This is a genomic window from Pseudomonas sp. St316, from assembly GCF_018325905.1.
GTDB lineage: Bacteria > Pseudomonadota > Gammaproteobacteria > Pseudomonadales > Pseudomonadaceae > Aquipseudomonas.
Genome location: NZ_AP021901.1, coordinates 4,687,839 through 4,710,575, shown reverse-complemented (window position 1 = coordinate 4,710,575; position 22,737 = coordinate 4,687,839). Strand labels below are relative to the sequence as shown.

At 61.7% G+C, this 22,737-nt stretch carries 22 protein-coding genes; 17 read left to right on the top strand and 5 right to left on the bottom strand.

The features are described from left to right. Nucleotides 1-203 precede the first annotated feature (203 nt). From KI237_RS20975 to KI237_RS20955, 5 genes are all read right to left on the bottom strand, one after another. Nucleotides 204-1,874 (bottom strand): bifunctional protein-serine/threonine kinase/phosphatase, encoded by a 1,671-nt coding sequence (locus tag KI237_RS20975; protein WP_212796884.1) that lies wholly within the window; start codon nucleotides 1,872-1,874, stop codon nucleotides 204-206. A gap of 9 nt (nucleotides 1,875-1,883) precedes the next feature. After that, nucleotides 1,884-3,095, bottom strand: a complete 1,212-nt coding sequence (locus tag KI237_RS20970) for a nitrate/nitrite transporter (RefSeq protein WP_212796883.1) — start codon at nucleotides 3,093-3,095, stop codon at nucleotides 1,884-1,886. 470 nt (nucleotides 3,096-3,565) lie between these two features. Beyond that, nucleotides 3,566-3,691, bottom strand: a complete 126-nt coding sequence (locus KI237_RS20965; RefSeq protein ID WP_502937067.1) for an ANTAR domain-containing protein — start codon at nucleotides 3,689-3,691, stop codon at nucleotides 3,566-3,568. A 57-nt stretch (nucleotides 3,692-3,748) separates the two neighbouring features. Then, a complete protein-coding gene (locus KI237_RS20960) occupies nucleotides 3,749-4,324 on the bottom strand; it encodes an ANTAR domain-containing response regulator (RefSeq protein ID WP_003199539.1) in 576 nt (191 codons plus the stop codon). A gap of 14 nt (nucleotides 4,325-4,338) precedes the next feature. Then, the gene (locus KI237_RS20955) at nucleotides 4,339-5,550 is read right to left on the bottom strand and encodes a CmpA/NrtA family ABC transporter substrate-binding protein (protein ID WP_212796882.1); all 1,212 of its coding nucleotides are present in this window, start codon (nucleotides 5,548-5,550) and stop codon (nucleotides 4,339-4,341) included. A gap of 245 nt (nucleotides 5,551-5,795) precedes the next feature. Here KI237_RS20955 and KI237_RS20950 point away from each other — a divergent pair, with 245 nt between their 5' ends. The 17 genes from KI237_RS20950 to KI237_RS20870 all read left to right on the top strand — a co-directional run bounded on the left by KI237_RS20950 (nucleotide 5,796) and on the right by KI237_RS20870 (nucleotide 22,727). Beyond that, nucleotides 5,796-6,527 (top strand): helix-turn-helix domain-containing protein, encoded by a 732-nt coding sequence (locus tag KI237_RS20950; protein ID WP_212796881.1) that lies wholly within the window; start codon nucleotides 5,796-5,798, stop codon nucleotides 6,525-6,527. A gap of 46 nt (nucleotides 6,528-6,573) precedes the next feature. Beyond that, a complete protein-coding gene (gene sctC / locus KI237_RS20945; RefSeq protein WP_502937134.1) occupies nucleotides 6,574-8,181 on the top strand; it encodes a type III secretion system outer membrane ring subunit SctC in 1,608 nt (535 codons plus the stop codon). After that, complete coding sequence (sctW, locus tag KI237_RS20940) at nucleotides 8,178-9,284, top strand: type III secretion system gatekeeper subunit SctW (RefSeq protein WP_212796879.1); 1,107 nt, start codon at nucleotides 8,178-8,180, stop codon at nucleotides 9,282-9,284. The genes sctC and sctW overlap by 4 nt, the downstream gene beginning before the upstream one ends. 23 nt (nucleotides 9,285-9,307) lie before the next feature. Continuing rightward, complete coding sequence (locus KI237_RS20935; RefSeq protein WP_212796878.1) at nucleotides 9,308-11,359, top strand: EscV/YscV/HrcV family type III secretion system export apparatus protein; 2,052 nt, start codon at nucleotides 9,308-9,310, stop codon at nucleotides 11,357-11,359. Nucleotides 11,360-11,372: 13 nt separating this feature from the next. Further along, nucleotides 11,373-11,780, top strand: coding sequence for an InvB/SpaK family type III secretion system chaperone (locus tag KI237_RS20930; protein WP_212796877.1), 408 nt, complete (start codon nucleotides 11,373-11,375; stop codon nucleotides 11,778-11,780). Continuing rightward, nucleotides 11,777-13,063 carry a type III secretion system ATPase SctN gene (gene sctN / locus KI237_RS20925; protein WP_212796876.1) on the top strand — a complete coding sequence of 429 codons (1,287 nt, stop codon included), beginning with the start codon at nucleotides 11,777-11,779 and terminating at the stop codon, nucleotides 13,061-13,063. The genes KI237_RS20930 and sctN overlap by 4 nt, the downstream gene beginning before the upstream one ends. Beyond that, nucleotides 13,047-13,502: a SpaM family type III secretion system protein gene (locus tag KI237_RS20920; RefSeq protein ID WP_212796875.1), complete on the top strand. Its 456-nt coding sequence runs from the start codon at nucleotides 13,047-13,049 to the stop codon at nucleotides 13,500-13,502. The genes sctN and KI237_RS20920 overlap by 17 nt, the downstream gene beginning before the upstream one ends. After that, complete coding sequence (locus KI237_RS20915) at nucleotides 13,499-14,392, top strand: SpaN/EivJ family type III secretion system needle length determinant (protein ID WP_212796874.1); 894 nt, start codon at nucleotides 13,499-13,501, stop codon at nucleotides 14,390-14,392. The genes KI237_RS20920 and KI237_RS20915 overlap by 4 nt, the downstream gene beginning before the upstream one ends. After that, complete coding sequence (locus tag KI237_RS20910) at nucleotides 14,389-15,312, top strand: FliM/FliN family flagellar motor switch protein (RefSeq protein ID WP_212796873.1); 924 nt, start codon at nucleotides 14,389-14,391, stop codon at nucleotides 15,310-15,312. The genes KI237_RS20915 and KI237_RS20910 overlap by 4 nt, the downstream gene beginning before the upstream one ends. Then, nucleotides 15,305-15,964: an EscR/YscR/HrcR family type III secretion system export apparatus protein gene (locus KI237_RS20905; RefSeq protein ID WP_212796872.1), complete on the top strand. Its 660-nt coding sequence runs from the start codon at nucleotides 15,305-15,307 to the stop codon at nucleotides 15,962-15,964. Before KI237_RS20910 ends, KI237_RS20905 begins: the two co-directional genes overlap by 8 nt. An 8-nt stretch (nucleotides 15,965-15,972) precedes the next feature. Continuing rightward, nucleotides 15,973-16,227, top strand: a complete 255-nt coding sequence (locus KI237_RS20900; RefSeq protein WP_212796871.1) for an EscS/YscS/HrcS family type III secretion system export apparatus protein — start codon at nucleotides 15,973-15,975, stop codon at nucleotides 16,225-16,227. Nucleotides 16,228-16,231: 4 nt separating this feature from the next. Continuing rightward, nucleotides 16,232-17,035 (top strand): type III secretion system export apparatus subunit SctT, encoded by an 804-nt coding sequence (gene sctT, locus KI237_RS20895; RefSeq protein WP_212796869.1) that lies wholly within the window; start codon nucleotides 16,232-16,234, stop codon nucleotides 17,033-17,035. Continuing rightward, nucleotides 17,010-18,044, top strand: a complete 1,035-nt coding sequence (locus tag KI237_RS20890) for an EscU/YscU/HrcU family type III secretion system export apparatus switch protein (RefSeq protein WP_212796868.1) — start codon at nucleotides 17,010-17,012, stop codon at nucleotides 18,042-18,044. The genes sctT and KI237_RS20890 overlap by 26 nt, the downstream gene beginning before the upstream one ends. 185 nt (nucleotides 18,045-18,229) lie before the next feature. Further along, nucleotides 18,230-18,712 (top strand): type III secretion system translocator chaperone SicA, encoded by a 483-nt coding sequence (gene sicA / locus KI237_RS20885; protein ID WP_212796866.1) that lies wholly within the window; start codon nucleotides 18,230-18,232, stop codon nucleotides 18,710-18,712. A 2-nt stretch (nucleotides 18,713-18,714) separates the two neighbouring features. After that, a complete protein-coding gene (sctE, locus tag KI237_RS20880; protein WP_212796865.1) occupies nucleotides 18,715-20,484 on the top strand; it encodes a type III secretion system translocon subunit SseC family protein in 1,770 nt (589 codons plus the stop codon). Nucleotides 20,485-20,509: 25 nt separating this feature from the next. Next, nucleotides 20,510-21,616 carry an IpaC/SipC family type III secretion system effector gene (locus KI237_RS20875; protein WP_212796864.1) on the top strand — a complete coding sequence of 369 codons (1,107 nt, stop codon included), beginning with the start codon at nucleotides 20,510-20,512 and terminating at the stop codon, nucleotides 21,614-21,616. Between the two features lie 151 nt (nucleotides 21,617-21,767). Next, on the top strand, nucleotides 21,768-22,727 hold the full coding sequence (locus tag KI237_RS20870; protein WP_249410653.1) for an IpaD/SipD/SspD family type III secretion system needle tip protein: 960 nt from the start codon (nucleotides 21,768-21,770) through the stop codon (nucleotides 22,725-22,727). Nucleotides 22,728-22,737: the final 10 nt, after the last annotated feature.

Genomic DNA, 22,737 nt, shown 5'->3' with positions numbered 1-22,737 from the left:
CGAATGGGGGAGGGATTTGTTGCACCGAATCAAAGCGTGTTGCCCGGTAATGGAGCGTGGTAGCGGTGGATGTGTAGTGGCAGCCAAGCCGCTATCGCGAGCAAGCTTTGCTCCCACAGAGAATCTGCTCCTTACAGCAGATTTCCTGTGGAAACAAATCCCCTGTGGGAGCAAAGCTTGCTCGCGATAGGCGCGACCGGATCTCAGCCGTGAAACACTAGGAACAACAGCACAATATTCACTACCAACGACACCAGCGCCAACGTCCGCCAGACCTTCAGCGGCTCTCTTTCCAGCAACGGCCGGGGCCTGACGCTCAAGCTGCGGCGCTCGCCCTGTTCCAGCAGCAACAACCATTCCTCGGCCGTCTCAAACCGCTGCTGCGGATCGGCCGCGACGGCGCGATCCAGGCTTTGCCCGAGCCATTCGGCCAGGTCCGGCCGATAGCGGTTGGCATTGACCGGTACGCCAAAGCGCGGGCGTTGGAAGGCTTCGATTTCGCCGTAGGGATAGTGCCCGGTCAGCAGGAAATACAAGGTCACGCCGACGGCATACAAATCCTGTTGCGCCGTGGGCGCGGTGCCGCCGAAGGCTTCCGGGGCGATGTAGCTGGGGGTGCCGGGCAAGACGTTGGCCTGGTCCTCGGACAGGCCCGGGCAGTACGCCAGGCCGAAATCCAGCAAGCGCAATTCCCCATCGTCGCCCAGGTGCAGGTTTTCCGGCTTGATGTCGCGGTGGTAGATCTGCCTTCGATGCAACAGGCCTACCGCCCGTACCAGCCGTTGCGCCAAGTCCAACCACTGGGCCAGAGGTAGCGGCCCGCCCTGGTTGAACAGCTCGGCCAGGGTCGCCCCCGGATATTCCCGCATCACGTAGTACAAATGCTGGCGTTGGGGAACACCATGGACCTCGGGAAACTGCCGCCCGGCAACGCGCTTGAGAAACCACTCTTCCGAGAGTAATGCCTGCCCAGCGCGGCTATCGTCCCGTAGCTGCATGGGCAGGGTTTTCAGCAACCAGGGTTGACCCTGGCCGTCGCGTACCCGGTAGAGCAGCGATTGCTGGCTGTGGCCGAGCAGGCTTTCGATCTGCCAGGCCTCGAACACCTGGCCCGGTTTCAGCGCAGGTGGCAGCGGCCATTGCTGCAGCTGGATCAGGGCATCGCCGATGCTGGCTTCGCCCACCGCATCGACCCGCACCAGCAAGGCGCTGGCGTTGTCCTGGCTGCCGGCCAGGTGCGCGGCGTTGACCAGCGTTTGCGCGGCCAGGTCCAGGTCCGGCTGGTCGCGCAGGATGCCGGCGATGGCCGTGTCCCCCAGGACCGCCCAGACGCCGTCGCTGAGCAGCACGAAGGTTTCGTCGGTGCGCAGTTCGCCATCGAGAAAGTCGAGGATCAGGTGTTGATCCAATCCCAGGGCGCGCTTGAGCACATGTTGCATGCCTTGCTGTTCCCAGACGTGATCCTCACTGACCCGTTGCAGGTGATCGGCGTGCCAGCGGTAGACCCGGCAATCGCCGACATGCGCGAGGGTAAAGCGCCGGCCCCGCAGGACCAGGGCGCTGACGGTGGTGAGCAGCGGTTGCCCGCCACCGTTGGCCTGCAGCCAGCGATTCTGCGCCAGCAACAGCCGGTCCAGTGCCTGGGCCACGCCCCAGGTTTGCGGCGTGGAATAGTAGTCCAGGGCCAGCGCCTGCAAGGTCGAACGGGCGGCCAGTCCGCCATCGGCGCATTGGCTCACGCCGTCGGCGATGGCGAACAGGTAACCCTTGCTGGCGGCCAGGGCCGGGGCGGGTGTGACCAGGCGCAGGGCGTCCTGGTTTTCCTCCCGCGGGCCGATGGCGCTGGCTTCGGCGAAGCTCAATTGCAGGCTCATGGTCGCAGGTTACACCCGAGCAGCGGTGACAGCTGCCGAACCCCAAGTGGTTCTCCAGCGACGCTTGACGCCGTACAGGCCGAACCAAGCCAGGACACCGAGGCTGGCAAACAACCACAGGGCCAGTTGATAGCTGCCAGTGCTCTGCTTGATCGCGCCCATGCCCGCCGCCAGGGCGAAGCCGCCGATGCCGCCGGCCATGCCGATCAGCCCGGTCATTACGCCGATCTCGCGCCGGAAGCGCTGTGGCACCAGTTGGAACACCGCGCCGTTGCCTGCACCCAAGCCGAGCATGGTGCAGACGAACAGGGCCAGGGCAGCGTAGGAGCTTGGCAGGTTGAAGCCCACCGCGGCGATGCAGATGGCCGCTACGGTGTACATGCCCAGCAAGGTGCGGATGCCGCCGAACCGGTCCGCCAGGGCGCCGCCCAACGGACGCATCAGGCTGCCACCGAAGACGCAGGCGGCGGTGTAGTAGCCGGCGGTGACCGGGCTCAGGCCATATTGATCGTTGAAGTAGCCGGGCAGGGCGCTGGCCAGGCCGATGAAGCCGCCGAAGGTCACGCTGTAGAAGAACATGAACCACCAGCTGTCGCGGTCGCCCAGGGCCTTGAGGTAGTCGGCCATGGATTTGGCTTTGGGGCGCTCGGGGGCGTTCTGGGCCAGCCAGGCGAAGAGCACCAGGGTCAGTACCAGCGGGATCAGCGCGAAGCCGAACACGTTGGTCCAGCCGAACGCCACTGCCATGATCGGTGCGATCAGTGCAGCGAGCACGGTGCCCGAGTTACCGGCGCCGGCAATGCCCATGGCCTTGCCTTGATGCTGTGGCGGATACCACTGGGAGGCCAGCGGCAGTGCCACGGCGAACGAAGCGCCGGCCACGCCGAGGAACAGGCCCAGCAGCAACGCTTGTTCGTAGCTGTGGATGCCCAGTTTCCAGGCGCAGAACAGCGCACTGATCACGATCACCTGGCCCACCATACCGGCGGTTTTTGGCGAGATCCGGTCGGCCAGCAGGCCCATGAACAAGCGCAGCACGGCGCCAGCCAGGATCGGCGTCGCGACCATCAGGCCGCGTTGCTGGGTGGTCAGGTGCAGGTCTGCAGAGATCTGCACGGCCAGTGGACCGAGCAGGTACCAGACCATGAAGCTCAGGTCGAAGTAGAGGAAGGCCGCGAACAGGGTCGGGGTATGGCCGGATTTCCAGAAGCTTGAATTCATCGCGCACCTCAGCTGTAAAAGTCTCGAGAAATGAGTCAGTGCTTTGAGCAGTGCGCCGTCTGTGGTCGCACCACCGGTCCCGAAGGGCCAAAACAAAAAAACGCCGCAACCCGGATCGCCAGAGAGGCAAGAAGGGTGTGCGACGTCTTTGTCGTAGGTGGGGCAACCGCCGTTGGTTACCTGTGGGTTTGCTTAAGCGAGATCTATGCCAACCCGGGAGATTGGGGGGAGGCTTATCGCGAGCAGGCTCGCTCCCACAGTTGATCGGTGGCGTTCATAAATATGAAGTTCACCCCGGAGCCCATGTGGGCGCGAGCTTGCTCGCGATGACGGTGGGGCAGTCGATAGTGATGTTGGCGGTTAGATTGCTATCGCGAGCAAGCTCGCTCCCACAATGGATTTTCAGTGGCCATAAAACCTGTGGGAGCGAGCTTGCTCGCGATGGCGCCCAGCCAGGCGCTGCAAGGCCTTCAGCCCAGCAGCTCATTCATGGCAATGATCTGCTCCGCCACCTGGATCAGCTTCTGCTGGCGGCTCATGGCCTGGCGGCGCATCAGGGTGTAGGCCTGCTCCCACAATGGATTTTCAGTGGCCATAAAACCTGTGGGAGCGAGCTTGCTCGCGATGGCGCCCAGCCAGGCGCTGCAAGGCCTTCAGCCCAGCAGCTCATTCATGGCAATGATCTGTTCCGCCACCTGGATCAGTTTCTGCTGGCGGCTCATGGCCTGGCGGCGCATCAGGGTGTAGGCCTGCTCCTCGTTGCATTCCTTCATCTTCATCAGCATGCCCTTGGCCAGTTCGATGCGCTTGCGTTCGGCCAGTTGCTGGTCCCGGGCCAGGAGTTGGGCACGCAGGGCCTGGTCGCTTTCGAAGCGGGCCATGGCCACGTCGAGGATCGGTTGCAGGCGCGCGGCGTGGATGCCTTCGACGATGTAGGCGCTCACCCCCGACTTGATCGCCTGGCGCATCACATTGGGGTCGTGCTCGTCGGTAAACATGACGATCGGTCGTGGCTGGTCGCGACTGACCAGCACCACTTGCTCCATCACATCGCGCCCCGGTGACTCGGTATCGATCAGGATCACGTCCGGACGCACCGTTTCGACGCGCGCCGGCAGGTCGATGGTCAAGCCGGATTCGTCAATGACTTCGAACCCGGCTTCAATCAGGGCAGCCTTGAGGCGGCCGACTTTTTTCGCGGTGTCGTTGATCAGCAGGATACGCAGCATGGTCGTGGCTCCTGTCAGCGGCTGGCGAGAAGGGGAGCCGCATCGCTCAAGGCGTGCAGTTTGAAGCTCTTGGCATACCCGGCCGGATCCGAGCCGTCCCAGGTGATGCCGTCGATCAGTTGGCTGCTGCGCATGTCCTGGCGCGGGGACGCGATGTCCAGTGCCGCGCAGGCTTCGCGGAACAGCTTGAGTTGCTGGACTTCTTGCGCCACGGCCAGGTAATCCGGGTCTTCGCGCAGCAGGCCCCAGCGCCGGAACTGGGTCATGAACCACATGCCGTCGGACAGGTACGGCAGGTTCACCTCGCCGTTGCCATGAAAGCGCATCGCGTGAGGGTCCTGCCAGCTGTTGCCCAAGCCGTCGGCATAGATGCCCAGCAGGCGCGGTTCGATGCAGTCCAGCGGCGCATCGAGATACTCGGGCGCGCTCAACAATTGCGCGGTGCTGCGACGGTTTTCGTTGCTTTGTTCGATGAATCGGCTGGCTTCGAGGATCGCCATGACCAAGGCCCGGGCGGTATTAGGGTTTTGCTCGACGAACGCGCGGGTGCAGCCCAGGACTTTTTCCGGGTGGTCGGGCCAGATGGTCTGGGTGGTCGCCAGGGTGAAACCGAGGTTCTGCTTCACCGCGCTGGCGCACCAAGGCTCGCCGACGCAAAACCCGTCGATACGCCCGGCTTGCAAGTGCGCAATCATTTGCGGCGGCGGCACCACCACGCTGTCGACATCCGACAAGGGATGGATGCCCTGGGCGGCGAGCCAGTAATACAGCCACATGGCATGGGTGCCGGTGGGGAAGGTCTGGGCGAAGGTCAGTTTCGGGCGAGTTTGGTGCACGTGCCGTTCCAGTGCTTCAGGACTGGTCACGCCTTCGGCCTGGAGGCCATGGGACAGGTTGATGCTCTGGCCGTTCTGGTTCAGGCCCATCAGCACCGCCATGTCGGTCGGCGCGACGCCGCCAATGCCCAGGTGCACGGCATAGATCAGGCCGTACAGGCTGTGGGCGGCATCGATTTCTCCGCTCACCAGCTTGTCCCGCAGGTTGGCCCAGGACGCCTGGCGCTTGAGGTTCAGGGTCAGGCCGTAGGGCTGGGCGAAGCCCTGGGTGGCGGCCACGACGACCGGGGCGCAGTCGCTCAAGGCCATGAAGCCAAGGTTGATCGCGCTCTTTTCCGGGGCATCGCTGCCGTTGACCCAGGCCAGGGGATTGGCTGGAACTTCATTCATCGCGCATCACCTTCTACATAAAAAAGCGCCGTACCCGGACGGTTGCCAGAGCAAGGCCGGATGACGACGCCGTTGTCCCTAAAAACAGTGTGGCACTCATTCCGCCATTGGCAGGGGCGCCGATGAACAGTAATGGTGCAAGGCATATGCCAGCGCGGTTGCTCATCACCTTTCCATCAAGATTCAAGGCGCCCGGCCTTTCATCCTGTCGCTGCATCCACCGCCACGTAGCAAAGGAGAAGGCCGTGCAAAACACATCAATTCGCGCCACGGCATGGCCTGACCTGCGCGAGCGCGTGCTGCACCTGCGTGTCGCTCAAAGCCCGGTTCGATTGGGCACCGCAGGGCTTGGGCTCGATCGCTGCCTGCCGGTCGGCTGGCAAGGGTTGATCGTGCTGCGCGATTCGCTGCCATTCACGGGCGGCGAGCTGGATGTATTGCCCGTTTGTGCCGCGCCGCTGGTGAAGCTGCAGGCTTTTTTCGACATGAGCGATGCCTTCGCCAGCCAAGGAACGGAGGTTGCGCCGTGGGCGGTGTTGCCGGTGGAGGATGAGATCGTTCGATCCGGGGAGCGGCTCGAGCGCTGGTACATCGAGCAAGCGATGGGCGGTACCTCGGATTATCACGCGGTCGCCACCCTGTTGCGGCATCACGAGAGCTACGGGCTCGTGCGGTTTTTGTTGGCGCAAGGCACCCACAGCGAAAAACTGCATACCCTGGCACAGCGTTATGGCGTATCGGTTTCGCATTTTCGCAGGCTCTGCCGACAAGCCCTGGGCAGTGCGGCCAAGCCGGCCCTGCGCGGCTGGCGCACGGCCCAGGCGCTGTTGAACATGAGTCTTCAGGACGGCTCGCTGACCGATGTGGCACTGGAGTTCGGCTTTGCCTCTTCTTCGCACTTCTCCAAGGAAGTTCGCGAATTGGTGGGCTTTGCCCCCAGTAATCTCGCCGACATCACCTACCTTTGCGGTCATTGATCCGATGAGCCTTCGACGGATATTCCTGCCCTTTTTATCCGTCTGCATGAGCGCTGCGTTGCTGCTTGTACCCGTTGCCGCGCGGGCCGATGTCTATACCTTCGAAGCCCGTGAACAGAGCGCGCGTACCTTCTTCAGCGAACTGTCCGGTTCTTTGGGCAAGCCGGTCATTGTCAGCAAGGCCGCGGCCAACAAGCGGATTGGCGGTACGTTCGATCTGCGCACGCCGCAACAGACTTTTGAACGCATCAGCGCGCAGATGGGGCTGATCTGGTACAGCGATGGCCAGGCGATTTATCTGTATGACGCCTCGGAAATCAAAAGCGCCATGGCCTCGTTGCAGACCTTGACCGTGGCCAAGCTGCTGGGGTTTCTCAAGCAGTCCGGGCTGCATGATGCCCGCTATCCGCTGCGCAATGATGGCTTGCGCACGTTTCACGTCTCCGGGCCGCCCATCTACGTCGACCTGGTGCTGCAAGCGGCGGGGTTGATGGACAACCAGCGCTCCGAACTGTTGCTCGGCAAGCAACAGATCGGCGTTATCCATGTGCGCAACACCTTCGTCAACGACCGACAATATGAACTGCGCGACGACAAAGTAACCATTCCCGGGTTGGCCACGGTGATCGAGGCATTGTTGCGCGGCGAAAAGCACGAGGTCGAGCCGTCGGTGGCACAAGCCCCCGGGCCGCGAGCGCGAGGAGCGATGCCGGTGTTTCCCCTGGAGGGCCTGGCGAGCACCGCCTCGGAACAAGACCCGACGGCGCCGCGGGTCATTGCCCGTGAGGTGGCCGCCGGCAACATTCGCGTGGTGGCTTACCCAGACACCAACAGTCTGTTGGTCAAGGGGCTGCCGGAGCAGGTACGTTTCATCGAAAACCTGGTCAATGCCCTGGATACGCCGAAACGGCACGTCGAGTTGTCGTTGTGGATCATCGACCTGCACAAGGATGAACTCAATCAGTTGGGCATCAACTGGCAAGGCGCCGTGAAGTCGGGGGGCACCTTCAGCGCATCGCTCAATGCCGGCTCGGCGACCACCCTCGATGGCGTGTCGTTCGTGACCCAGGTCATGGCGATGGAACGGACCCAGCGAGCGAATGTGGTCTCGCGCCCGGTCATCCTGACCCAGGAGAACGTGCCGGCTATCTTCGACAACAACCGCACGTTTTATGCCCCGCTGGTGGGCGAGCGCAGTGTCGACCTGCACCATGTGACCTACGGCACTCTGGTGAGCGTACTGCCGCGTTTCGCCCAGGGGGACGAGATCGAAATGTCGCTCAATATAGAGGACGGCAGCGAAGTCGACTCGGGGCAGGACGAACGCCAGGGCGCGTTGCCGACGGTTGGCCGTACCCGCATCAGTACGGTGGCACGAGTGCCCCAAGGCAAGAGCCTGCTGGTGGGCGGCTTCACCCGCGATGACCACGGCGAACAAATCGGACGCGTACCGGTGTTGGGTTCGATTCCGTGGATCGGACGCTTGTTCAGCTATCGCCAGAACCGCTCGGCCAACACGGTGCGGGTGTTCCTGATCCAGCCCAAGGAGATTCGCGACGGCTATGAACCTGCCGTCGAGCATGGCGCGCAGTTGCTGAGCCCGGAGCAGTATGAGCGCCTGCGCCGCTCCTATTTTCGACTGTCAGAGCCATGATCCTGCCGCCGATCTCCCTGGCCGGTCGAGCGGCCCAGGCCCGCCTGAATGCCGAAAAGGCCGCCGAACACCCCCAGCCGCAAATGGAGGCCGAGGCAGGGCTGGACGACAGCGCCACGGCGGCGGTGGCGCAACGCCTCGTGCAGATCAGCGACGAGTTGTCAGCGGCGCTGACGCAATTTCGTGGCCGGCGTTTGTTTGAGCAAAAATCCGAGGGGCTGAGCGACACCTTCGAGCGGGTGCTGGAGGACGATACCGTGCCCAAGGCTCGGCAGGTGTTGAGCCTGGCGCGGTTGGCGGATAAACCCGTGGCCTGGCTGCTGCAAATGGCGCGACAGCTGTTCCCCGATGACAGCGATCTGGCGCTGGTGCTGCGGGCGTTGTTGCGTCGAAGGACATTGGAAACGCGCACACGGCAGCGACTCGAAACGCTTTTGCAGACGGTGATTGCCCAAGGCTCTCCCAAGCGCATGAACGCTGGGATCAACGTCGCGCTCAAGGCCAGGCTGTTCGGCAAGAGCATGGCGGTCAGGGCCGGCCTGCTGCGCGAGACCTACCGGGACTTCCTCGAGTCCGACGACGGCCCGCTCAGTAGCTACCAGGATTGGATTGCCCTGTACGGGCCGACACAGCGCATGAATGTGCTGGCCTTCATCGAAGCGGCGCTGCTCACCGATATCAGCGCCCAGGACCCCAGTTGCTCGCGCGTCGAGTTCGGCCAACAGCTGAGCCGGGTGACCGACCTCAAGCGCCTGCGCTCAGCCGATGAACTGTTCATTGGCGCGCTGCTCGGCGATGCACTTATCTGCCGGCACAACCCTGATGAGGCCGACTGGCTGGTGTTCCTGTTCGGCGTGTTGGCCTACCCCGATGAACTCGACCAACTGTTGCTCGGGGTGCTGGGGGAGGGGGTGTTGCTCAGTGCCCACCGCGAGCGTTCGGCGCTGCTGCAGACCCTGCGCCGGCTCAGCCTGCGATTGCCGCCGCCACTGTTTGCCGATGAACAAGCGCCGTTGCGCCTGGCCACACAATTCACCCGCCTGGCAGACGTGGCCTATGCCCACGAGTGCATCGACCAGCGCCGCGCCGGCGGTCATCCATGATGTTGTCCTGGAGCCAGGCCTGAATGCTCAATGTGTTTTTGCGCAACGTCGGCGCTCGCCCGGAACTGCTGATCCTGACCTTGATGGTAATGATCATCGCCATGCTGATCATCCCACTGCCGACGATGTTGGTGGATTTTCTCATCGGCCTGAACATCGTCATCTCGCTGTTGGTGTTCATGGGCTCGTTCTACATCGAGCGCATCCTCAGCTATTCGACGTTCCCGGCGTTGTTGCTGTTGACGACGTTATTTCGCCTGGCGCTGTCGATCAGTACCAGCCGACTGATTCTCAGCCAGGCCGATGCCGGCGAGATCATCGCCTCGTTCGGTGACTTTGTGATCGGTGAAAGCCTGGTGGTGGGCTTCGTGATTTTCTCCATCGTCACCATTGTCCAGTTCATCGTCATCACCAAAGGTTCGGAACGGGTCGCCGAAGTGGCGGCGCGTTTCTCCCTGGACGGCATGCCCGGCAAGCAGATGAGTATCGATGGCGACCTCAAGGCCGGTGCCATCGACGCGGCCCAGGCCCGGGAAAAACGCAGCGTGCTGGAGCGCGAAAGCCAGCTGTACGGCTCGTTCGACGGGGCGATGAAATTCATCAAGGGCGATGCCATCGCCGGCATCATCATTATTTTCGTCAACTTCATCGGCGGCATGGCCATCGGCGTCGGGCAATTGGGCATGGACCTGTCCACGGCCCTGTCGACCTACACCCTGTTGACCATCGGCGATGGCCTGGTGGCGCAGATCCCCGCGCTGTTGATCGCCATCGGCGCCGGTTTCATCGTCACCCGGGTCAACGGCGATGACAGCAACCTGGGGCGCAACATGCTCGCGCAGATGCTGGGCAACCCGTTCGTCCTGGGTGTCACTGCCGTGCTGGCGGTCGGCGTGGGGCTGCTGCCCGGTTTTCCGCTGTTGACCTTCCTGTCGATCGCCGGCGTGCTGGGGCTGGTGGTGTTCGTGCGCTATCGCCGGTCCTCGTCTCAGGCCCGCCCAGCGCAAAGCCGTGCCGCGCCCGCCGAGCAGGACGCGCCGCCGAGCGATTCCGGGCTGCTGGAGGACGTCGACAACATTGCCACCGAAACCATCGCCTTGATGTTGCTGGTGCCCTCCGCGCGCCTACAAACGCTGGAGAAGGATCGTTGGGCCGCGCGCTTTCGCAGCCAGTTTTTCGTCGATTACGGCCTGCGCATTCCCGAACCGCAGCTACGCGCCAGCGAGGCGCTGCCGGCCCACCAAGTGGCAGTGCTAATCAATGAAGTGCGCGCCGAGCAGTTCGACATCCACTTCGATTACTGGCGCCTGCTGGATTATTCCCCTGAGCTGGAGCCACTGGGCTTCGCGCTGGTGCGTGGCACCGACAGCAATCGCCAGGGCGGCATCTGGGTCAGCGCTGCCGACCGCGAGCGGGTGCAGCAACTCGGCCATCACCTGCGCCCGGCGGATGAGGAGTGCTATCGATGCCTGGTCACGTTGCTGGCGCGCAACATCCAGGAATTTTTCGGCGTGCAGGAAACCAAGCACTTGCTCGATGAAATGGAAGCGCGTTACCCCGATCTGCTCAAGGAAGTCTATCGCCACGTCACGGTGCAGAAGATCGCCGAAGTGCTGCAGCGCCTGATCGGCGAGCGCATTTCCGTGCGCAACATGAAGCTCATCCTCGAAACGCTCGCCCATTGGGCCTCCCGGGAAAAGGACGTGCTGGCGCTGGTCGAACACGTGCGCGGCGCGATGGCCCGCTACATCAGCAACAAGTTTGCCCAGGGCAACGACCTGCGGGTGCTGTTGCTGTCAGCAGAGTTCGAAGACGTGGTGCGCCGAGGCATCCGGCAAACCTCGGGCGGCAGTTTCCTCAACCTGGAACCTGCCGAGTCCGAAGAGCTGATGGACCGTCTCGGCGTCGGCCTGGACAGCGTGCACATCGCCCACAAGGACATGGTGCTGCTGTGTTCGGTCGATGTGCGGCGCTACATCAAGAAACTGATCGAGGGACGCTTCCGAGAGCTGGACGTGATGTCGTTCGGTGAAATCTGCGAGACGGTCTCGGTCAATGTCATCAAAACCCTGTGAGGAAACCCTGTAAATGGTACCGATGGATATCGCCGGCCTGCTACGCCAAGCGCTGCGACACAGTGGTTGCGCGGACAGCCAAATAGGCCACTTCGACAACCACAGCACGATAGAAATGCAGATGATGAAGCTGCCCGATATCAGCGTGGCGGTCGTAGAAGGCGACGTGTGGATTTGGGCGATGGTCACCGAAGCGACCCCGCAGACATTCAAATATTGCGCTTTTGACCTGATGCGGTTTTTGCTCGAAGGCAACGCTTTTTCCCGCACCGGGCAATTGCACCTGTGCGAAATCGAGGGGCGACTGGAGTTGCGCTTGATGGCCAATGCGCTGGCCTTGAGCGATGCCGAGCATTTCGCCCAGGCACTGGATCGCTTTGTGCAGGCAGTGGAAACGCTGCTGGAAATTCTGCGTCAATGAAGCTGCGGCTGGAACGGCACGCTGCCCATCCCTTGCGTTTGAGCGGGCCCCTGATCGAAGCGGCACTGAACGAGGTGGTGATCGGCGAAGTCTGTGACGTGCGCCGGCATTGGCGCTCGCCCGAGGTGACGGCGCGGGCGCAGGTCATCGGCTTCAAACCCGGCGCGGTCCTGCTCAGTTTGCTGGGCGATGCAAAAGGCTTGTCCCGGGAATCGATGATCGTGCCCACGGGCGCGACGCTGCAATTGACCTGCAGTGAGGCCTTGCTCGGCAGCGTCGTAGATCCCCAGGGTACGATTGTCGAGCGCCTGGCCCCGTCGTCGGCGGTGGCGCAACACGACCGTCCGGTGGACGCCGACCCGCCGTCGTACCAGCAGCGGCGCCCGGTGGTGGAACCCTTGCGTACCGGCATTCGGGTCATCGATGGCTTGCTGACCTGTGGTGTCGGCCAGCGCATCGGCATTTTCGCCGCCGCCGGTTCCGGCAAGACCACTTTGATCAACATGCTGATCGAGCACACGGAGGCGGATGTCTTTGTGATCGGCTTGATTGGTGAGCGCGGGCGTGAAGTGACCGAGTTCATCGAACATCTGCGCCAGTCGCCCAAGTGCGCCCGGTGCGTGGTGGTGTATGCCACTTCGGATTTTTCCTCGGTGGACCGCTGCAACTCGGCGCTGCAAGCCACGGCCATCGCTGAGTATTTTCGCGACCGGGGCAAGCGTGTGGTGTTGCTGCTGGACTCGTTGACCCGCTATGCCCGCGCGCGTCGCGACCTGGCCTTGGCCGCCGGTGAAGCGCCGGCGCGGCGCGGCTATCCGGCCTCGGTGTTCGATGCCTTGCCGCGCTTGCTGGAACGACCTGGTGTGACGGCGAGCGGCAGCATCACCGCCTGGTACACGGTGTTGTTGGAAAGCGATGACGAGCCGGATCCGATCGCCGAGGAGATTCGTTCCATCCTCGATGGCCATGTCTACCTCAGCCGTGCCCTGGCGGCCAAGGGGCACTACCCGGCCATCGATGTACTGCGCAGCGTCAGTCGCGTGGCGACGCAAGTCACCACGCCACAGGTGCAGCAACTGGCGGCGTCGACCCGGGAAATCCTGGCGCGTCTTGAGCAACTGCAGGTTTTTCTCGACATGGGCGAGTACAGCCCGGGCGCGGACGCGGCCAATGACCACGCCATGCAACGGCGCGAAGCCCTGAGCCAGTGGTTGCGCCAGCCGACGGGCGAGTGTTGTGAACCGGACGAAACCTTGCGGAGCCTGCATGAAGTCATTGCCTGATCAGCGGCGCCTGTTGGCCTTCAGTCAGTTTCGTCGACAACGCGGCGAGCAGGCGGTGCTGCGTGTCCAGCGCCAATTGCAGACGTTGTTTGGAGAGCGCTGCGGCTTCGATGAACAGGAAGCAGCACTAAAACGGCTGTTGGCCAGCCATCGCGCCAATGACTGTGTGCTTGATCACGGGCAACTGTTGGCGCTGTTGCGAACCCAGGCGGTCATCCGACGGCGAATCGATCTGCTACGCGTCGAGCGCGACCGCGTGGAGCAGCAGTGCCGGCAGGTCGAGCAACAGTTGCAGGAGCAGCATGAACACCTGCGTTTGCTCCAGCGCAAGCACGACAAGTACCTGCGTGCAGTCCAGCAACTGTTGCGTGCGCAACGGCTTGAGGCGGCACGTCGGGAAGAACGAGCGTTGGAAGAGCTGATCGGGGTGCGGCGATGAAAGACATATCCGTGGTTCCTGCTCGACCGGTGCAGATCTTGGACCCCGTCGATGGAGGCCCAATCGATGAGCTGCAAGACCCGCTCGTCACGGTGCAAGAAGATGAGCTGCCGCAAGGCGTGCTGGAGCTTATGGTTGCGCTGATTCGGCAGCAACGATCCACGATGGACACCGCCCAGGCAGTGATGGGGCATTCGATGAACATTGCCCAGGGGGCGGTGAATGTCGAGCACGATGAAGCACGGTCGATTGTTCCGGCAAGGACGGACGTTGAACCTGATAGAGCACGACCGACAGCCCGCAACACGAAGTCTTTTCCTCACGCCGGTCTGTTGTTCGACACAGCGATACAACAGGCATTACCCCAACGCCTGGAGCCTGTTGCTTCTGTCCGCGATCCCCTGGCAGCGCCGACATTTCCTGCGTCGATCGAACCCATGGCGCTCGACCCTTTCACCATTCCCGAGGCGCGCCCGATACCGCGCTTTGATGAATCGTTGCCCCAAGCGCCGCAGAGCCTTCAGGGCACGCGCCATGCACCACGGGTTGCTGCTGCATCAATTCCGTCACCGGCAACATCGGCAGCGCTGCCAATGCCCGAGGTCATGGTCGAGCCCCTGTCGTGTACGGACCGGGGCTTGCTGCAAGTGCCTTTCAACAGAGGGGCGGTCAGTGGGCAAGTGACGATCAGTCGGATGCCCGAGGAAACCACTCGCCAACTGACCCTCAGCCCCAGCAATGCGCTGGTGTTCGAGCAACTCAAGGCGCCTTTCGAACTGGCCCGGGAACCTGCCTGGCGGTTGGCTGACAGCGATGGCGAGCAGCAGCGCCAGGGTTCGCAGCAGAGGCCGGATGAGGATCAGGACGAACAGTCCGGGTCTGGGGCATGAGTGCTTTAAAGCTACGTCGCGTTGACCTTGCAGCCCATGCCCACGCGCAGGCGATTCAACGCTGGCGGCGCGCCGGACGGGACGCGGGTTTGGCCAAGATGCCGGTGCGCTCCGGCTACCTGGGTTTTTGCGCAGTGGCTGCTGACGCGGATTGGCGCGGCCTGATTCTCGCCTGCGACTGGCTGCATCACACGCTTCCGACCTTGCAATCGTGGCTGGCGATTGAGTGCCCGTTGCCGCGCATCATCGAACTGTTCCAGTCGGTGCCACGGCCGCTGCAGCTGGAGGTGGACGAATTGCATTACCACACGTTGGCGGACATCGAATGCGTGGCCCCGACGCGACTGCCAGCGGACGACTTGCCCTGGCTCGAAACACCGCGGGGGCGCGTGTGGTTGACCCGATTGCCATCCCGCACCGCCGTGCGGGGGCCGTTGGGCCCCGATTCATGGCTGAACGATTTGCCGTTGCGCCTGGTGCTGATGCTCGGCGTCAGTCACCTGAGCCTTGTCAGTCGGCTGCGCCTGCGTGAAGGCGATGTGCTGCGCATTACCCAGAGGGTCCAACGCTGCTTCTTGGCGGACCGATGCCTCGGCGTTTTCACCTTTACCGAAGAGGGTTTACACATGCAATCGACCGTGGCCGATGCCCAACCAGAGAGCCCGCCGGAGCGCGACGTGGAGGTCGACCTGGGGGCGCTGCCGGTGCGCCTGGAGTTCGTGCTGGCGACGCATGAAACTGACCTGGCGACGCTCTCGAAAATCATCGCCGGGCAATTGATTCCGTTGGCCGACGACGCAGCGCGACACATCGAGGTGCGTGCCAACGGCAAGCCGATTGCCCAGGGAGAGTTGGTGCAGTTGGACGGTCAGTTGGGTGTTGAATTGCTCAAGGTCTATCGGAACAGCGGCGATGAATGACATCTCGCTGATCGCACTGTTGGCATTCGCTTCACTGTTGCCGTTCTTGGTGGCGGCGGGCACCTGCTACCTCAAGTTCTCCATCGTCTTCGTCATCGTGCGCAACGCCTTGGGCCTGCAACAAGTGCCCTCGAACATGGCCCTCAATGCAATTGCGCTGATGCTGGCGATTTTCGTCATGACACCGGTCATGAAGCAGGGCCATGATTACTACAAGCGCGAGGCGGTGGCGTTCACCGATATCGAGTCGGTGGTTGATTTTGCCGAGAACGGTCTGGGCAGCTACAAGGATTATCTGCGCAAGTACACCGACCCGGAGTTGGCGCTGTTTTTCGAGCGGGCGCAGGCGGTCCAGGAGGAAACCGATGCCGACTGGCCCGCCGATGAAGAGCTGGCGCCGTCGTTGTTTGCGCTGCTACCGGCCTACGCGCTGAGCGAGATCAAGAGTGCCTTCAAGATCGGTTTCTACCTGTACCTTCCCTTCGTAATCGTCGACCTGGTGATCTCCAGCATCCTGCTGGCGCTGGGCATGATGATGATGAGCCCGGTGATCATTTCGGTGCCGATCAAGCTGGTGTTGTTTGTCGCCCTGGACGGCTGGGCGCTGCTGTCCACCGGGCTGGTCAAGCAATACCTGACCTTGCTGGCGTAGGCGCACCCATGAATGAGCTGGTCTATGCCGGTAATAAAACCCTGTACCTGATCCTGCTGATGGTCGCCTGGCCGATCATCGTCGCCACGGTGGTCGGGCTGGTGGTCGGCTTGATCCAGACCGTGACCCAGTTGCAGGAACAGACCTTGCCGTTCGGTTTCAAGCTGCTGGCGGTTGCCGCGTGCCTGTTTTTGCTCTCGGGCTGGTACGGCGAAACCCTGTTGGATTTCAGCCGTGAAGTCATTCGCCTGGCGTTGAGTTAGGCCGATGTCGGTGACGTTGTTCTTCGAGCTGTACGCCTGGTTCGCGGCGGCGCTGTTGGGTGTGGCTCGGCTGGCGCCGATTTTCTTCATGTTGCCGTTTCTCAACAGCGGCGTGCTGACAGGCATGGCGCGCCAAACGGTGATTGTGCTGGTCTCGCTGGGATTTTTGGCCTACGTCGGCGTACCCACGCCGGCCCTCGACAGTGTCGCCTTCCTCGGCCTGATGCTGCGCGAGGCGAGTATCGGCATGCTGCTGGGTGTGTTGCTGTGTTGGCCGTTCTGGGTATTGCACGCCATGGGTAACCTGATCGACAACCAGCGCGGGGCCATGCTCAGCAGCACGGTGGATCCGGCCAACGGTGTCGACACCTCGGAGTTGGCGAATTTTCTCCAGCTGTTCGCGGCGGTGGTTTATCTCGAAGGTGGCGGCATGCTGTTGATGCTCGAAACCGTCGGCCACAGCTATCGCATCTGCGCGCCGACCCACGGCTGCGAGGCACATTGGCCGGTCATCATGGGGTTGCTGGATGCGTTGGTGAGCAAGACGCTGGTCATCAGTGCGCCGGTGGTGGCGGCGTTGTTGATCAGCGAGGCGTTGCTCGGTTTGCTCTCGCGCTATGCGCCGCAGATGAACGCTTTCTCGGTGTCGCTGACGGTCAAGAGCCTGGTGGCATTGGTGGTGTTGATGCTGTATTTCGGCGTGCACCTGCCAGATGAAGTCCTGCGCATGGGCAGGATGTCCGAAGGGTTGGCGCCGTATCTGGGCGACGGGGAGGGACGTGATGTCATCCAGCGCCTCAAAGACTGAAAAACCCACCGCCAAGCGCCTGCGCGATGCCGCGCGCAAAGGGCAGACGTTCAAGGCCAAGGACCTGGTCATCACCTGCCTGACTTTGTGCGGCATCGGCTACATGGTTTTCAACAGCTCGCTGGGCGAGATCATGGCGGTGTACCGGCGCATCATCGCCAGCAACTTCGACACCGAACTGCAAGCGTATTCGGCGATGCTGGTGCAGATCGGCCTCAAGGCGTTGCTGCCCTTGTTGCTGGTGTGCGTACTGACCAGTGCCTTGCCGGCCTTGCTGCAAAGCGGCTTCGCCTTGGCCAGCGAAGCGTTGAAGCTCAATTTCGGGGCGTTGAACCCGGTTAACGGCTTCAAGAAACTGTTCAGCCTGCGCACCGTCAAGGACACGTTCAAGGCGCTGTTGTACTTGGGCAGCTTCGCCATGGCGCTGTGGGTGGTCTGGATCACCCAGCGCCAGTTGTTGTTTGCCCAACTGTTCGCCCAGGCACCGGACCTGTTCGCGATCTGGGGGCATTTGTTGCTGGTGCTGGTGCTGGCGTTCCTGGCCTGCGTCCTGCTGATCGTCGTACTCGATGCGCTCAGCGAGTACTGGTTGTTCATGAAAGACCAGATGATGGACAAGGACTCGGTCAAGCGCGAACACAAGGAGCAGGACGGCAACCCGCAGATCAAGGGCCGCCGACGGGACTTGCACATGGAACTGCTGTCGGAGCAGGTCAAGTCCGATGTGCGCAGCTCGCGCATGATCATCGCCAATCCCACCCACATTGCCATTGGCGTGTATTTCCGCCCGGAAATCACCGTGCTGCCGTTCATTTCCCTGATGGAAACCAACCAGCGCGCCCTGGCTGTACGGGCGTACGCCAAGGAGGTGGGGGTGCCGGTGATCAACGACATCGCCTTGGCCCGGCGCATCTTCAAGACCCACCAGCGCTACAGCTTCCTCCAGGTACAGGAAATCGAGCAAGTGCTGCGCCTGCTGATCTGGCTAGAGCAGGTCGAACAGGCATGAAGCCTGTAAGCCTCCCGTTGATCCCTAAGTCAGGCACACCCCCTCGCCACAAAAGCCATCTTGTCGATCTGGGAGGTGTTGGCGCCGGCATCACAGCATGAGCGCAATTTGGCAGCGTGCCCCGCAACGCTTTTGGCTCAATGGCACCGGTCAGCGACGCTGACGTTTTTTCAGGAGTGTGGCTGATGAGTCGCAATAACAAACAAGACGAGCAGGTGGCCTTGGACGTCGTCGACGCAGTTCTCGGCGGTGCCCCATTGAAAGATGTGCAGGGCATCGGTGACGAGCACATGGACAGCCTCTATGCCTTTGCCTTTGAGTTCTATGAACAAGGGCGGCTGGACGATGCGGAGAAGTTCTTCCATTTCCTGTGCATCTACGACTTCTACAACAGCCATTACTGGATGGGACTGGCTGCGGTGCACCAGCTCAAGCAAAACCACCAAAAGGCCATCGACCTGTATGCCATCGCGTTCGCCCAAGGCAAGGAGGACTACCGACCGATGTTGTACACCGGCCAGTGCCATCTGGCCCTGGGCAAGATCGGCAAGGCCCGGTTGTGTTTCGAATACGTACTTGAGCAAGCCACGCAAGACGATCTGCGCGAGCAGGCCAACGTGTATCTCGACACCTTGGCCCACATGGAACAGCACTGTTCGGAGGACTGAACATGAGTGAAATCAGAAGCACCCCAAACCCCGCATTCCAGGGGGTAATGAGTCGCAGCGAGGCCTTTGAGAAATACGGTGCGGCGGCCAGCAAGGCCGCCAGGACCGCCGATTTCCAGGAGGCCGGCAAGCGAGCCCTGGCGGACCTGATGTCGGTGAAGTACGACGATCAGAATGGCCCGTCCCCCGCCGCTACTGGCCGGCCCGTGCTGCACGCGCCGGCGCCGCGTGCCGATGGCAACAAACAGCAAACCAACGGTGACCTGTTCACGCTGTTGATGGCGATGATCAGTGAGCTGATCGGTGAGGTCGACGTCAAGAAGCTGAAAAACCGCTTGGCGATGCTGCAGAGCATGGCCAGTGCCAAGCAGCAGGGCTATGAGAACCTCTCGGCTGAATACGCCTCGGCCGTCCAGGCCTTGGAGGCTGCCGAGGGCCAGGTCGGCGGCAGCCAGGAACGCCTCCAAGAGCTGCGTGAACGAGTCCAGCGGGTCCAGGGCCTGCTGGACGAAAGCGAAGCGCGCCTGGCGCAACTGGACCCCGAGTCGCCGGAATATGCCCAGGAGCTGGCCCGGCGCGACCAGCTCAAAGGCGAACTGGCGAGCCATACCCATGCCTTCGGCACGGCGACCGAGGCTCACCTCAAACTGGTCGCGCTCGCCAATGGCTGTGCCACAGCGCTCAGTGGCGTGGTTGCCAAAGTGGTGGTGTCCGGCAGCAGCGGCCCCGCCCTCAAGGAAACCGACGAAAAAGCCCTCAACAGCAGCGCGCTGGCGTTGCTCAATCGCTTGAAGATCATCGAGTTGCTCGGCGAGGCGGCGCAGAACAAGGAAGAGCTCAGTCAGGAGCTGTTCCAGGAGTTGCAGGCCAAGCTTCAGGAACACATGAAGCGCGAATCGGATAAATACCTGGAGGAAGTCCGCAAGGCCGAGGCTTTGCAGAAAACCATGGGCTGCATCGGCAAGATCGTCGGCGCAATCCTGACCGCTGCGACCATCGTTGCCGGGGTACTGACTGCCAACCCAGTGCTTGTCGTGGTGGGAGTGATTGGCGCGGGGGTGATGATCGCCGATGCGGTGGTCCAGGAAAAAACCGGCGTTTCGTTCATGGCCGAAGCGATGAAACCGCTGACCAAGGTCATGCAGGAGGCCATCAAGCTGTTCACCGAGATCTACACGCAGATGCTGATAGACCTCGGTGTCGACCCTGAAACGGCCAAGGACATCGCGCAGATCGCCGGCATGATCCAGGGGATTATCTCGACGCTGGCGGCCGTTGCCCTGGTGGTCATCGTCGGGGCGTCGGTGATCGGCCCGATGATCAGCGCCATCGCCTCGAACCTGGCTTCAGTGGCCTCCCAGGTGGCGCCGGTCGCGATGCAAGCCGCCAAGCAGGTCGCAGCGTCTGTTGGCAAGACGTTGACCCAAGCGCTCACGCAACTGCGCGGCTTTGTGACCAACGGCGCCGATGCCGTATCCCTGGCCCGTTACGCCGCCAACCTGGAGATCGTCCAGGCTGTCACTGAGTTTGGCAACGTGGCGGTGCAGGGCGGGTTGCAAATAAAAAGCGGCCAGCATACCGCCCAGGCCGCCGTGCACCTGGCTGACGTGCGGGGGCGCATGGCCATCAGCGAAGAGATCAGCAAGTACCTGACCCAGGTGGTTGAGAACTACGGCCAGGTCATGCACGAACGCACCCGCCAGATCGAGCAGCTGTTTGCCGACATGCAACGCAGCCATTCCGTCGGCCTGCAAATGGTTCGGCATGTTTGAACATCCCTGAGGACAGGTATCCACGATGAATGCTATTCACGCCCCAATCAGATTCACCCCGGTTGGCATTGGCCACGATTTGACCAACGACCCAGGGTTGAGCGAATTAGTCGCTCAAGAGCAGTTCGCAAAGGATCTCAAGGTCAAATCCCTTCCGGCCTCTCGGATTTCCGACGGCAGCATCGCCAAGCAAGTACTCAAGAACGACGGCATCACTGCACCCTCGGCCGCGGAACTCGAAAGCCAAATCAACGCCTACCTACCCACTGAGTCGGACTGGCAGGACTTTGGTGACGCCTTGATGATGCTCAGCGATGACGTGCGCAACGACTTGATCTTTGACCCCGGCGCCTGGGAGAAGCACGCCAACGTCCTGGTGGCCGCGATCATTGCGTTGAACATCGCCCGAGTGACCAACGCGCAACTGCGCGGTCACTTCAGCGTCATGGCCGCCGATGCGGCCAAGGCTCAAGGCGCGGCGATTGTCGAGTCTGGTAAAGCTGCGCTGAACAGCGCCATCACCGGCGCCGTGGTATCCGGTGCCATCGCCGGATTCGCCCTGCTCAAGACCTTTCAGGGGCAGAAGTTGAAGCATGCGGACATTGACCTGCACAAGCGTAATGCGATGGACGCTGGCAACCTCGAACGCGACCTCAAAGCAGATCGCAACCGTGATGCCTGGGACCCGCAAGCCACCTACAAGATCAACACCTTCGATGATTTAGGTCGCCAAACAACGGTCGACTTCACGCCCAATGGCTCGACGTTGACGCCCAAGGAGCAGGCCTGGTTCGACGCTGAAATCCTCAGGGCCCAGAACGTCGGGCAGACCTCCGACTGGCTGAGCCAAATGGGCAGTAAGGGCATTGAAAGGAAACTGGAAATCGGCCGCGCGCTCAGTGCCATGTCGATGAACCTGAGCCAGGTGGTGTCGAGCATGGTGCGCCTGGGCGAATACGCCGCGCGGGAAAAAGAAGTGCTGCTACAAAGTGCGCAGAACAGCCAGAAGAGCCTGGGGGATGAGGTTGCGCAAAAAGACTCGGCCGATGCCGCGTTGCTGCAAAAACTGATGGAGATGGTCATGCAGCTTTTTCAATCGCGCAGTGATGTCATCCGCGCCCTGACAGCTTAAGGAAGAAAACCGTATGGAAATCACGAGATTCGTACAGGCGCCCGTTGTCTTGCTGCCAAGCGTTGACGCCACGATCGACACGCCCTTGGCTGAGCAAAGACCCGTTGAGGTTCAAACGGTCGGTTCGCTGACGCAGCTGCTGGACCGGTCCATGAGCGCACTGAATCGCAGCCTCGCCAATATGCTCCGGGCCCCGTTCAACGCCAAGCCACTGGAGGGCATGAGTACCGAGTCCCTGGTGCAACAGCTTATTCCGGACCTGCTTGAGCAGATCCACGCCAAGCGTGACCGCGCGCAAATGTGGGTCCAGCGCGCCCGTCAGTGTTGTGCGGTGATGAGCCACAGCATGAACACCACGCTGCTGGACGACAGTCGGCTTCGTCAGCTCAATGATGAACAAGATCAAATATTGCGCAGCCTCAAGAACGTCATAGACCAGGGGCCGCCGCCCGAAGTAGCAGATGCGCTGGAGGCCGGGATCAATTCCTCGAACGACTTCTTCGAAAAGTTGCTCGAACTGATCGACATGATCAAGAACGGTTACCTCGCGGGTTATGAGCACATCATCGGGGCCTATACAGACTTCTTTGCCGATTTCAATGCTGAAATTACCGCGAAGATGAAGGACTGGGTCAATGGCGCGAACGACGGTAAGGATGTCAAGTTGAATGCAGGCGCGTTGCGCGCCGCCTTGACTAACCTGATCGCCAAGTACACCCATCCCAAGTCGGCCTCGGTTCTTTTTCCGAAACCCGGCGATCCTGGCGCCAACAAGGAAGAGGCTGAGAAGTGGCGCAAGGCACTGGGCCTGCCTGACAGTTGCCTCAAAGAGAACGCCGACGGCACCTGGTGCGTCGTCATCGACCTGGGCCCGCTGACAATCATGAAAAACAGCCTGCCGTCGAGCGGTGGGACTGTGACTTGGAACACCGCCCAATACAACCAATGGCAAACCGGCTTCAATGCGCAGGAAGATCGCCTGAAGAACATGCTGCAATCATTGACGCAGAAGTATTCGAATGCCAATTCGTACCATGACAACTTCAATAAGACGTTGTCGGCGCATTTGAATCAGTTTGCGGACATGTTGCGGGCGATGTTGAGTTTTTAATGGTTTGAGT

What these genes read in the sequence shown, in the direction of transcription:
- KI237_RS20870 (WP_249410653.1), top strand. Translation starts at nt 21,768, where the DNA reads ATGAGCGCACTGAATCGCAGCCTCGCCAATATGCTCCGGGCCCCGTTC.
- sctT (WP_212796869.1), top strand. Translation starts at nt 16,232, where the DNA reads ATGTCGGTGACGTTGTTCTTCGAGCTGTACGCCTGGTTCGCGGCGGCG.
- KI237_RS20875 (WP_212796864.1), top strand. Translation starts at nt 20,510, where the DNA reads ATGAATGCTATTCACGCCCCAATCAGATTCACCCCGGTTGGCATTGGC.
- KI237_RS20930 (WP_212796877.1), top strand. Translation starts at nt 11,373, where the DNA reads ATGGTACCGATGGATATCGCCGGCCTGCTACGCCAAGCGCTGCGACAC.
- sctE (WP_212796865.1), top strand. Translation starts at nt 18,715, where the DNA reads ATGAGTGAAATCAGAAGCACCCCAAACCCCGCATTCCAGGGGGTAATG.
- sctW (WP_212796879.1), top strand. Translation starts at nt 8,178, where the DNA reads ATGATCCTGCCGCCGATCTCCCTGGCCGGTCGAGCGGCCCAGGCCCGC.
- KI237_RS20890 (WP_212796868.1), top strand. Translation starts at nt 17,010, where the DNA reads ATGTCATCCAGCGCCTCAAAGACTGAAAAACCCACCGCCAAGCGCCTG.
- sicA (WP_212796866.1), top strand. Translation starts at nt 18,230, where the DNA reads ATGAGTCGCAATAACAAACAAGACGAGCAGGTGGCCTTGGACGTCGTC.
- KI237_RS20935 (WP_212796878.1), top strand. Translation starts at nt 9,308, where the DNA reads ATGCTCAATGTGTTTTTGCGCAACGTCGGCGCTCGCCCGGAACTGCTG.
- KI237_RS20970 (WP_212796883.1), bottom strand. Translation starts at nt 3,095, where the DNA reads ATGAATTCAAGCTTCTGGAAATCCGGCCATACCCCGACCCTGTTCGCG.
- KI237_RS20910 (WP_212796873.1), top strand. Translation starts at nt 14,389, where the DNA reads ATGAGTGCTTTAAAGCTACGTCGCGTTGACCTTGCAGCCCATGCCCAC.
- KI237_RS20975 (WP_212796884.1), bottom strand. Translation starts at nt 1,874, where the DNA reads ATGAGCCTGCAATTGAGCTTCGCCGAAGCCAGCGCCATCGGCCCGCGG.
- sctN (WP_212796876.1), top strand. Translation starts at nt 11,777, where the DNA reads ATGAAGCTGCGGCTGGAACGGCACGCTGCCCATCCCTTGCGTTTGAGC.
- sctC (WP_502937134.1), top strand. Translation starts at nt 6,574, where the DNA reads ATGAGCGCTGCGTTGCTGCTTGTACCCGTTGCCGCGCGGGCCGATGTC.
- KI237_RS20955 (WP_212796882.1), bottom strand. Translation starts at nt 5,550, where the DNA reads ATGAATGAAGTTCCAGCCAATCCCCTGGCCTGGGTCAACGGCAGCGAT.
- KI237_RS20915 (WP_212796874.1), top strand. Translation starts at nt 13,499, where the DNA reads ATGAAAGACATATCCGTGGTTCCTGCTCGACCGGTGCAGATCTTGGAC.
- KI237_RS20920 (WP_212796875.1), top strand. Translation starts at nt 13,047, where the DNA reads ATGAAGTCATTGCCTGATCAGCGGCGCCTGTTGGCCTTCAGTCAGTTT.
- KI237_RS20965 (WP_502937067.1), bottom strand. Translation starts at nt 3,691, where the DNA reads ATGGCCACTGAAAATCCATTGTGGGAGCAGGCCTACACCCTGATGCGC.
- KI237_RS20900 (WP_212796871.1), top strand. Translation starts at nt 15,973, where the DNA reads ATGAATGAGCTGGTCTATGCCGGTAATAAAACCCTGTACCTGATCCTG.
- KI237_RS20905 (WP_212796872.1), top strand. Translation starts at nt 15,305, where the DNA reads ATGAATGACATCTCGCTGATCGCACTGTTGGCATTCGCTTCACTGTTG.
- KI237_RS20960 (WP_003199539.1), bottom strand. Translation starts at nt 4,324, where the DNA reads ATGCTGCGTATCCTGCTGATCAACGACACCGCGAAAAAAGTCGGCCGC.